Genomic DNA, 11,994 nt, shown 5'->3' with positions numbered 1-11,994 from the left:
TTTTGTGATTTTTAGGAAATCTTTTTTGTGATTCTTACGAAAGTTTATCGAAATCCTTTCCTAATAGTTTTTTGAATTCTTCTGTCATGTCTTCTGTAGATTTCTTTGCAGAACCATTGGAAGTAATGTTATAGAAAGATTCTAAATATTTTTCAAATTCAAGTGATTCTGGAGTATTATAAAGCGTGTATTCTTCATTGGCAAAAATTAATGATTTGAGTGATACACATATTTCGCCTTGCGCATTCAGTAAATAGATATCCAATCCTATTTCATCTTCGTTGAATTTACTATTTCTTGCTTGACGAATCCAGATAAACATTTCTTCTTCACAAGGAGATAAAACTGTTAATTGATCAAGTTTCATTGGTTGTGGAGCGCTTTCTGTATAATAATCTGGTTGAATCATATACCCAGAAGCATGTAACGCAACTTCTATCATCGCTGGATGAATTACATAGCGAGACGCATCTTTTTTCAAATCTTCAGATAAACTTACTTTAAGTACCAATTGTTTATGCCCAGTGTACATTTTCTGAATATCAGGATATGCATACCCGTTGAATCCTTTTTGAGCAAATGCTTCGAAGAAATTTATCTCTTTAATAGCTACTTCACTAAGCTGTTTTTGCAACAGTTCAATATCAATTTGCTTTGACTTGGTCATTATTTCTAACCTTGCAGTACCTTCAAAGTGAACACTTTCTTCATTATTTTGATTGCTGTAGGCTTCAAACGTTACCGTATGAGAATTTTCTTCTCGTACAGCCAATGTTATCGCCGTTTCAGTATTGGCAATAAAGGAATGATACCACTGTATGTTTCTAAATTCTATCGCTTTAAAGTCTAATGTAGCAGTAGATGCATGAGTAATTGCTGTGTTTGCCATTTCTAAAAATGCACCTGCCGATAATGTTTTTTCACCTGTTTCTTCTTCTAATAAGAAAAATTCATTTTTATGAAACGTAGAACTGTATGCCTGTTGTCTTAATACAGAGGTATTGGTATGCAATAATGGATGCATCGCTTTTGCAATTGTATGTCCCTTTGCATTGTTTTCATCATAATCAAACCAATAGCTTTCTCTGGCAAAAGGATATGTTGGAATGTTTGCGCGCTTAGGTTTATCGTGTCCATAAAGTGTATTCCAATCAATTTCAGCTCCTTGCACCCAAGCTTTTAATACCTCTTCATGGTTATAAGCTTCTATATAAGAATTGATTTCTGCATTGCTAGGAAGCACGACTTCTTTGTTCTTTTTATTTACTTTTCCAACGTGTAAGTTTTCTAACTCTTCTCCGTTGATATAATCTTTCAATAACTGAGTAAGTTCTTCTTTGGAGTTGACAGCAATTCCCAAGCGTTCTTTCATTTCGTCTCTTCCAACTTGTAACGTGTATGTAAGATTAAGCAAGTCTATTTCTTGATTTTCAACAAATTGTAATATTGACTCTGCATAAGCTTTTAATCTATCTTCATTTTTTGCAGATAAGACAAATAAGAATGGTTTATTAAATTCTATTGGTTTTTCTTCCTTGGAAGGAATGTATTCTTCAATAACAACGTGTGCATTTGCTCCTCCAAATCCAAAAGAGCTGATTCCTGCACGTCTTGGAGCTTCTTTTCCATCTGCACCAATCATTCGTTCCCAAGGCTGGGTTTTATCGACCACATAAAATGGAGTTCCTGCAAAACTGATATGAGGATTGAGTTCTTCAAAGTGTAGAGAAGCCGGAATTTGCTTGTATTTCATTGCTAATACTGCTTTTAAAAAACTAGAAATTCCCGCAGCCGTTTCCAAGTGACCTATATTGGTTTTTACTGAACTTAAACCAATGTGAGGTGTTTGTGGAATTGGTTTGTTATGCTTGTCATATAATTCTTTGAATGATTTTGCCAACGCTCTAATTTCAATTGGATCTCCCAAACTTGTTCCTGTTCCATGGCATTCTATATATCCTACCGTTGCAGGATCAATTTGCCCTTTTTCATATGCTTCAACTAATAATTCTGCTTGCGCATGTGGATTAGGAGCTGTTAGCATTGTTGCTTTCCCTCCATGATTTTCGGAAGTTGCTTTGATGACAGCATATATTTGATCATTGTCTGCTTCCGCTTGAGCTAAGGTTTTTAAGAAAATAGCTCCAGAGCCTTCTCCTCTAACATATCCATTAGCGCTTTTATCAAATGTCTTACATTTTCCATCACTACTCAACATTCCAGCCATTCCGAAAGAAATGTGTGCTGCTGGTGTCATCATTAACTGAACTCCTCCCACAATAGCCATATCACTACTTCCTGTATGAATAGATTCTATGGCTCGATGAATAGCGATTAGCGAACTAGAACATGCCGTATCAATTGGAGCACTAGGACCACGTAAATTTAGTAAGAATGAAATACGATTTGCTAGGATGCAGTGTGAATTTCCAGAAGCAGTATAGCCATCAAGTTCTACATTGAGTCCATTCATCAAGTCACTGTAATCGTGTACTGCAACACCAACAAATAAACCAGTTTTAGTACCTGAAAGATCGGAAACTTTATAACCAGAATCTTCAATAGTATTCCAAACAGTTTCTAAAAACACGCGCTGTTGTGGATCCATCATTTCTGCTTCTCTTGGTGAAATTCCGAAGAATAATGGATCAAATTTGTCAGCATCATCAATGAATCCGCCGTATTTTGAATTTGTTTTGTTTTTTTCTGTAATCGGATCTCCATCATAGTCTTCCCAAATCCAGCGATCTCTTGGTACTACTGAAATCATGTTCTCTTCATTTTTCAGGTTTTCCCAATATTCTTGCATGTTTTTGGATTTAGGCATTACTCCACCAATTCCAACAATTGCAATAGGACAATCTACAAAACGAGAGTCTGCAGATATTCCTGATCCTTGCGAGGTTTTATTGGCTGCAATTGTTTGAGAAGTGCTTGGATTCCAACCTTTATTGATTCCTGTAAATGAAGGAGTTTCTGCTTTAGCTTCTTTTACCGCTGTGTTGCTTTGTTTTGAAGTTTCTTGTACTGTTGAGCTATTATTAGCTGCTAAATTGTATGTGTTAACAACAGCTGCATTATGTTCATTAATTAGATATTTTGTAATCTCATTAATTGACGGATATTCAAAGAATAATACTGGTGTAATGACATCCAAACCGTATTTTTCATTCAATGCGTTTGCATAGGAAGCCAGTCCAATAGAATCAAAACCTATGTCTAATAGAATTTTATCAACTGCAACATCATCTTCTTCTAGTTTTAAGAAGTCCATTGCAATTTGAATAAGCTCTTTTTGAACTAAAGTCGCTACTTCTCCATTCGCCTCATCTGAAATGGATGGGCTAGTCTCACTACCCGTGTTTACAGTTGTTGAGTGATCTTCTTCTTTTTCTCGAATTCCCCAAGCAATTTCCATGCGCTCTTGCATTCCTTCAACAACCACAATTTGTGTTTCTTCAGCAAATAAACCGCTTGTAAAAGTACCTATACCCGTTTCCGTTTTTAACGGTCTGATTCCTAAACTATTTTTAAAGAACGCTTCCATTTGCGCATCTAACTTCATTCCTCCATTTGCCCAAATAGACCAGTTCAAACTAAGTGATTTTCCTGAACGTTCTCCTTGTTGTTGTAGTGCTTCTCTTCTTTGAATATATGTATCCATGAAGTGGTTGGCATAGGAATAATCACTTTGTCCCATGTTTCCTCCAACAGCTGCCATGGAAGAGAATGTTACGAAAAAGTCTAATGCATCATTTTTTGTCAAAATATCTAGATAGAATGCTCCGTAAATTTTTGGGGCAAATACCGCTTGCATTTCTTCAATTGTTTTATTGCGAATGTTAGAATCGCGAAGAACACCTGCGCTATGAATAATTCCATCAATAGTCCCAAACTTCTTTTTTGTTTCAACTATGACTTTATTGACATCATCCCATTTGGATATATCTGAAGCAATGTACAATACTTCTGCCCCTAGTTTTTCTAGCTCTTGAATTTTAGTCGATTTTTCTTCTGAAAGTACAGAACGTCCTGTTAGCACTAATCTTGCTTTGCATTCTTTTGCTAAGTATTCTGCAAAAATGAATCCTAATCCGCCAGCACCACCTGTGATAAGATATACTCCTTTTTCTTTTAATCCTTGATTCGTTGCCGATGAGCGATTGCTATTCCAACGTTCCAGATTTTGTAGTTTTCTAACAAATCGTTGATCTTTTTCATAACGAACCGCTAATTGTTCAATAGTATCTAATTGTAATTCAGCTACTACTATTTCAGATAGTTGATCAGGATTTACTTGTTGACTAATTTCTATGGTTTTACAACGAATATTAGATTGTTCTAAGTGTAAGCTTTTTATAAAACCATTAATTGCTTCGTTTTGTGGTTGTGCCGTATTTTCTGAACCATGATATATATATGCTATTGAAATTTTATCATCAGACTTCAACTGCATTAATCCTTGACAAACATATAAGAATGCATATACACCCTTTGTTAAGGCATTGGTTAATGATTCTTCATTTTCAGTAAATGTTTCTTTTGACCAGCCAAAATAGATTTTATCTAATACAATTCCTTGCTTTTGTAATTCGGCAAATAGTTGTCCAAATTCTTCTTTATTTTCAGGATTGATTGTGAATTGATTATCAGAATTTTTTTGATACTTTTTCCCTGGTTGTATGAGAATGACTGGTGTTTTTGTTTGTTTTTGATAGCTTTTAAATGTAGCATCATCTGTATCAAACAATAGAATACTTTTACTGACGTTAAGCTCTTCTATATTTTTTGTTAGAGAAACAGCTTCCCAAATGTGAGTATAATATAAATCTAAAAATTCATCTACCTCCGTTGTATTTGCAGTTTTTGGAACTTCTGCAGGTTTTTCGTGAATGTCCGTTAGCGGAATCCCAACAGATTCATTGATTTTTACTAATATTTTTCCATTCTCATCCGTAATAATCAAATTTGCCTTTGACAGATTTGAGTTCGGTTCATTTACTTTTTGAATATAACTATAGCAGTTCTCCGTAAGCGGATGTAAAATTTCTACTTCACCAAATGAGTAAGGTACAAATAACCCTTCTGAAGATTCTTCACTTTGCGACAACAAGTGCGCTGCCATAACGGTTTGTCCTGTTCCATCTAGTAATGAAGGATGCAGTAAATAGTCTTTAAATTCATTTTCACATACATCAGGGACTTTCATAATCCCTAGCATTTCATCGTCGTTTTTAAAGACTTCTTGAAGCACTTGAAAACTTGGACCTAAACCTAAACCTAGTTTTTTAAATTCAGGATAGGCGTCTTTTCCATCAGCTACTTTTGTACAACGTTCTTGGATTCCTTTTACATCAATGAATTCTGTAATTGCTTCTTCTTCATCAGTTACATAGGTTAATTTTCCTTGTGAATGTAATTGCTTGTCGCCTGCTTCATTTTTGCTGAATACTTCAAATTTGACAACCTGTCCAGCTTGTGGAATGAGTTCTATCCACACATCTGTTGGTTGAGAATTATTTACTGTAATTGGATTCAGCCAAATAATGTTTTTGATTGCTTTTACTTTTTTTCCAGCTGCTAATTCACCTGCTTTTCGGGCAAAATCCAAATAGGCAACTCCTGGTAATGTAGGAATATCAGATACTAAGTGATCGTAAATGAAAAATTCTTGATCGTGAAAAGTTTTCTTAAATAATTGACGTTCAAAGGTTGATTCGTTTGCATCAATCATTGGGTGCATTGCTGATGCTGTACCTATTATTGCTTCATTGTCGGTTCTTTCAACCCAATGACGTTTGTCTGCAAAAGGATACGTTGGCAATGAAATTCGTTTTCCATCATTTGTATTGGCAATAGCTTGCCAATCATTAATAATTCCTTCAATCCATAATTGTCCAACTTTATGAAGGTCTCCACTTTCAGCAATTAGCTCAATAAATGCTTTTTTCTCGCTTTTGTTGAGTAATTTGGCAATGTTTCCAACTTTTTCAACTACGCCTTTTAGTATGTTATGATCTTTTTGATCTTCAATAAATAGAGTAAGTTTTTCTATTAACTCCTCTTTTGTAGCGGCAATGATAATAAGCCTGTGTTCAAAAGATTTTCTACCGACACGAAGAGTATGCCCTATATCTTGTATGCGTATATGTTGATTTGCTTCATTTTGTAAGAACTTCAGTAGACGTTCGGCAGTAGCTTTGAGTCTATCTTTTTTTACAGCAGATAACGGAAAAATTTGGTATGCCCCTTCCTCTTCAGGTAATTGGGCATGCTCATAAGATTCTATAATTACGTGTGCATTTGCGCCTCCAGCACCAAAAGAACTTATTCCTGCACGTAGCGGAAATTCCTCTCCATCAACTATTTTAGGCTTCCAATCTTCAACTTCTTGCTCTACATAAAATGGAGAATTTTTAAAATCAATAAATTCATTAAGTTCAGTAGAATGCAAAGAAGGCACTAATTTTTTGTGCTTCATTTGCAGCAAAACTTTATGAATTCCCACAACACCTGCTGCGGCTTCTAGGTGGCCTATATTGGTTTTTACTGAACCAACTGCACATGTTTGATTTGCGACTTCATATTTATCAAATGCTCTTTTAAGACCTGAAATTTCAATAGGATCACCTAATTCCGTTCCTGTTCCATGCGCTTCTATATATCCTACACTACGTGCGTCTATATTGGCTTTTTCTAAGGCAGTTACAACTAGACTTGCCTGAGCTTTTGGATCAGGCACCATATAACCACTAGTTCGTCCACCATGATTTACAGATACACTTTTGATGACACCATAAATATGATCTCCATCTTTTTCGGCTTGTGCTAATGGTTTGATGAAAATAGTTCCTACTCCTTCTCCAGCCACATAACCATTTGCTCCTTTACCAAAGGTTCTACAAACACCGTCTGGAGATAATGCGCCTCCAAAAGAGTTGATATCAAATTTACTTTGATGTAAATCCAAGTTGACACCACCTACGATTGCTCCAGCACATTCTCCATTATAAATTGATTCACACGCTAAATATAAAGCTGTCATACTTGAAGAACACGCTGTATCGACTGACATACTTGGTCCTGAAAGATTTAAACAGTATGAAATTCTGTTTGCAACACTCCATAAAAACGAGTTTGGATTGGTATCATGTCCAACTAATTTTTCTTCCGCACCAATCATTTGATACATTGTCCATACAGCACCAACAAAAACTCCAATGTTTTTTGGTGTATTTTCTGGCGTGAGGATTTCTGGATAATAGCCCGCATCTTCAATAGATTCCCACGCAGTTTCTAGAAGCAATCGCTCTTGCGGATCGAACATTTCTGCAACAGCTGGTGGAATATTGAAAAACATGGAGTCGAATTTATCAACATCTTCTAAAAATCCTCCTCTATATTTTTTTGTAAATCGTGTGTTTTTTCTTTGCTTAAGTCGTTCTTCAGGAATTACCTCAACACAATCTCTTCCTGCCAATAAATTTTCCCAAAGTTCGTCTAAGTTTTTAGCTTTTGGATATCTTCCTGACATTCCTACAATAGCAATGTCTTGATGTTTATAGTTTGTATTTTTATTAGGCTGCGCTTCCGAAGAATTTGTTGCTTGTATAGTTGTTTCGGTAGAAACATTTGAAGATAACTTATTTCCTGAACTTGCCACATTTACGTCAGTAATTGAGACAATTGAGTTGGTTGCATTATGAAATTTTCGCAAGTGATATTTTGCTCCAATCGTTCCAAAAGTTTCTGGCGCTCCTTTTGCCTCTACTTCAGGAATGTTTTCCATACAATCAAATAACTGAGTTAGTTTTTGACTGATTTCGTTAGCCTCTTTTGGCTCCATCCCTACATGAATTGCCAAACGCAATACTCCATTAATTGCGGTATTACTTTGCATTCCTGTATTATGAACGCTTCCTCTGATTCCACTATTGAGGTACAACCAAGCAGCAAATGATTCTACAGGATTTTTAAAGTTTTTGAATTGAGGAACTTGCTTTACATCAATAAGTATACAATGACTTCCTGCTGGTTTTATTACGGGAATACCATGAGAAGAAAGTGCTTCATGAATTATTTTTACACAGGCTATTCGATTGTGAATACGCTTTTCAATTACAGGTTTATTTTCAAAAGAAGCTGCAATTAGTTTTTTGTCAATGATATCTAGCCCAACACCTTCATCTTCAATAGCATCTTGAATTTTATTGAAAAGAGTTTCGTCATTCGTAGCTACGATTCCACCTTTGTTTACACAAAAGTCTTTTGGCAGACTCGCCCAAACTACATCAGCAAATGAATAGATTTTTTTGGCTACTTCCCAGATATTTTGGTTAGCATATTCCTTTTCATTTTCTATTATACACTTGGCATTTTCCAACACTCGCGTGCCATCCATAACGAAAGGAATATTGTGCGCTTTGAGTAGTTCTTTTATTTTTTTAAGTTGCTCAATTGATATTGGTGTTCCACCTCCAGCATTATTAGAAATTTCTATTGCTACAAAGGCAAGTGATTCTTGTTCTTTTTCTACAAGAGCAACTAATTGTTCCCAATGAAGATCGCCTTTGAACAGTTTTTCAGAATTCAAATTGAATACTTCAGGGTTAGGTATTTCTTTAGGAGAAAAACCATATTGAATTTCGCTATAAATTGCAGTAGGGAATAATAAATTTTGTAGAACTATTCCTTTTTTCTCCCATGCTTGGAAAAACACCTTTTCAGCATTTCGTCCAGAAGATGTCAAAGCTACATTTGAGAACGGAAATACTGTTTGTAAACTCTTTTCTATGTGAGTTGATTTGTATAGTTGAGAATACAAGAAATTGAGTTGCGCATCGATTACAGGAGAGTCAAGTTGTGCCCAAGAGTCAGTTTTAAGATCATGAGCGACTTCTGTATTTGAAATATTTAATGGGTTATAACCATTTACGGCTAATACCTGTGAATATTTGATTCCTTCAATTATTACAAGTTCATCTTCAACAACTACAGAAGTTTCTGTTTTTTGCACGGGTACTTCTTTTGTATTTTCTACAGTAGTATATGAATTGTCTGAGACTGTCATTTGAACTGTAAGCTCTTCATATGAACTTTTACCTTGCGTTTCCGTTTCTGCTTTAGAAGGATCGGCAATCATCATAATAATATCTGTAACATTGTCTGCATTACTTACAGCTACAGGTCTGCAAATAAAGATTGTTTGATGTTTTGGGCGGAATTTATTTTTGAATTGTAGATTTCCTTCATCATTAAATATTTTGCTTTCACGAAGAAAATTAAGCGTTTTTTCTAGTTCGGGATCAGCATTATTGGATTCTTCAATTTTACAACCATATGTTCCTCCCAGACTTAGCATGTTAGCACCTTCTGCTGCTAATGCTTCCATCATTTTCACAATTCCATATTCCAATCCTCCAAGCGGCATCTCTTTTGGATAAAATTCCAAATCCATTAAATATCCGTTCAGTTCGTTTGATAATTTTGAAATCAGAATTGCATTTTGAAGTGTATTGTCTAGATAAGTTAAGAATAGCCTATGTTCTTTGTTAAGCTTTCCGTTTAAGATTTCTTCTTTCACAATAGGAATCAACGGATTAACCATTGTTCTTGCGGCTGACCATTCATCAATTAAACGTACAATTTCTTTGTCCGTTTTTTTGTCAGTTCCGTTTACATACTCTACTGTTTTACAATCTCCCGCTTTTTCAAATTTTGAAACTTGGTATCGAAGACGACGCATTTTACTTCCGTTAAGCGAAAATTTCTGCATGTTTTCAATTCTTGAAATTACACCAAACGGAGTTGCGTAAAATGGTGTTTCATTGATAGATTCTATGGCATGGTCAGACAAAATCGTAATTTCATATCCATTGTCTTCGCTATACTTTGTGATTTCTTCTGCAATAGTAGATAAATAGGTTCTTGGACCTGTATAAGCATACACTAAAATGAGGTTTCCACTTTTGCTGTAATTGAGATATCCTTTTCGCTCACTTCCTATAAATAGCAAAGGAGCAATATTACGAGTCCCTCTCGAAGTAGAACTTTCATTTTTATATTGATTAAAAATTTCAACGTACCAATTATTCAATTCTTTATGTTTTCCAATCTCTTTTTCAGAGATGATAATTGGTCGTCTTATTTCTAATTTTGTAGATGTTGTTTGTTTTTTTGCAGTTTGAACTACATTTTCTTGAACAGTTACTGTTTTTTGTTGCTTACTAACTTCTTTTTCGGCAGTTGTTTCTTTAGTCTCCTTTTCAACTTTAGATTGTTTAGTCGTTGGTTTCGCAATAGCTCCTGTATGAGAAAATTTCTTTGTTAATATGGATTCATAGGTTTCAACAAAGTGGTTGCTTAAGTCACTAATATTAAAGTTTTCGAACAACAATGTTTTTGGCAATGTACCAAAGTCTTCTTCTAATTTCTTTATGATTTGTAATACACGAAATGAATCAATTCCTAATTCTAAAAAAGGAGTTGATGCATCATTCGTCGTGATTGGCAATTCTGCCACTTCAGAAATTAGCGAACACAAATATGTTTCTGTAGTTTCAAGTAATTTTTCTTTTGGATTCATTTTTTTCAAATTGTGAATAAATGATTTTTGTATTCAAAACTTTGCATTAGCAACCATAAGCAATCAATTTCCACAAGAAAACATTACCATCGAGAACAGCTCGATTGTTATTATTTTTTTGATAAAATAGGTTGGATTGGATGGTTACAGTAGTTTCTTTTAGAATTTTTCTAATACACTTGTGCATATTTCGATGGAAGCCACCTGATTGATTTCTTTGAGATGGATACCGAACTTTGTTTTTGATTTTTGTTGAACCAACACGCCATTATACCCTGCTAATGGCCCTTCAACGATACGAACAGATTCCCCTTCTATGAATTCATTGCCTACTGAAATTTCTTGATTCAAGCTGAGCATGCATTTTATTGCTTCAATACATTCTGGTGCAACTTTACTCGGTTTGCCTCCGCAATGTATGTACGTAGCAATTTTATTGATTCTGCAAATTTCAGCCAGATATCGTTCATTGGTACGAACAAATATATAGCTTGGAAAGATTACAGTATCAATCAGCTTCTTTTGACGGTTCTTCCAAATGCGTGTTGATTTTGTCATAGGGAGAAACACCTCATATCCTCGCAATTCAAGTTCTAGCTTTGCTTTTTTTTCAGCTCTAGGAGCTGTATAAAAAACATACCAATTTTGATTTCTTGGAGATGTAGTCAACTTTCTTTTGACTGTTTTTGTGTTTTCTTTAATCCCTGTACTTTGAGAAAAAGACATTGTTTTTATTGTTAAGATTCGTTATTTGATTTACTCAATAATCTAATTTTAACTGGGGAAAACGGAGGAAGTAATATAATAAAGGTTATTTGTGTTTTCGACACAGCTTCGCTTGGTCACTTAGCAACTTTTATTACTAATTAACGGCTAAAACAGTCATTTTAACGGGTTAAAAGTATGAAAGTAGCTATGATATAAATTATTGTTTTCCTGTAAAACATTTACGGTTTTTAACCAGGCTTTGCAAGAAACTAATTTTTCATATGGTAAAAATCATAGTTTTTCAACAATGATTGCCATTTTTTACATTAACTTTTTTTTAACTTTTTTTAAGGTTTTTGTGAACAAAAAATAAAGAATAGGTAAACCTGTTTTTGTAACCTCTTTTGTGTGAAGATTTTAAAAGTTATTAATAGCGTTTTTTTAGTAAATCGTTTTTTTCTGTGTTTGTAAGTACACTTCCAATTAAATTCGTTTCTGGATTAATTTTGACTTATATGTCGTTATTAATTTACAAAGATTACATTTTTCATTTTTTTTACTTCTACTAATGATTTTGCTAAAAAAATACCAATCAAACATAGAATATATTTAAAAATAATTTCACTTGTTCAAAAAACTAGCTTTTCCTGTTATTGGAATATCATTTTTTTAGGTAAAACCTTATATTAACTTAATCGGAC

At 34.4% G+C, this 11,994-nt stretch carries 2 protein-coding genes; both read right to left on the bottom strand.

What is annotated here, in order from left to right:
- Window positions 1-34 precede the first annotated feature (34 nt).
- Window positions 35-10,585, bottom strand: coding sequence for an SDR family NAD(P)-dependent oxidoreductase (locus tag AA088_RS07935; protein WP_046744419.1), 10,551 nt, complete (start codon window positions 10,583-10,585; stop codon window positions 35-37).
- 159 nt (window positions 10,586-10,744) lie between these two features.
- On the bottom strand, window positions 10,745-11,311 hold the full coding sequence (locus AA088_RS07930) for a UpxY family transcription antiterminator (protein ID WP_046744418.1): 567 nt from the start codon (window positions 11,309-11,311) through the stop codon (window positions 10,745-10,747).
- Between the last annotated feature and the right edge of the window lie 683 nt (window positions 11,312-11,994).

The sequence above is a fragment of the Kordia zhangzhouensis genome (assembly GCF_001005305.1).
Classification (GTDB): domain Bacteria; phylum Bacteroidota; class Bacteroidia; order Flavobacteriales; family Flavobacteriaceae; genus Kordia; species Kordia zhangzhouensis.
Note: the sequence above shows the minus strand (reverse complement) of the source record. Positions and strands in the feature narration are given on the sequence as shown.

Excerpts from the sequence above, each read along its gene's own strand:
- AA088_RS07935 (WP_046744419.1), bottom strand. The coding sequence starts at position 10,585 with ATGAATCCAAAAGAAAAATTACTTGAAACTACAGAAACATATTTGTGT.
- AA088_RS07930 (WP_046744418.1), bottom strand. The coding sequence starts at position 11,311 with ATGTCTTTTTCTCAAAGTACAGGGATTAAAGAAAACACAAAAACAGTC.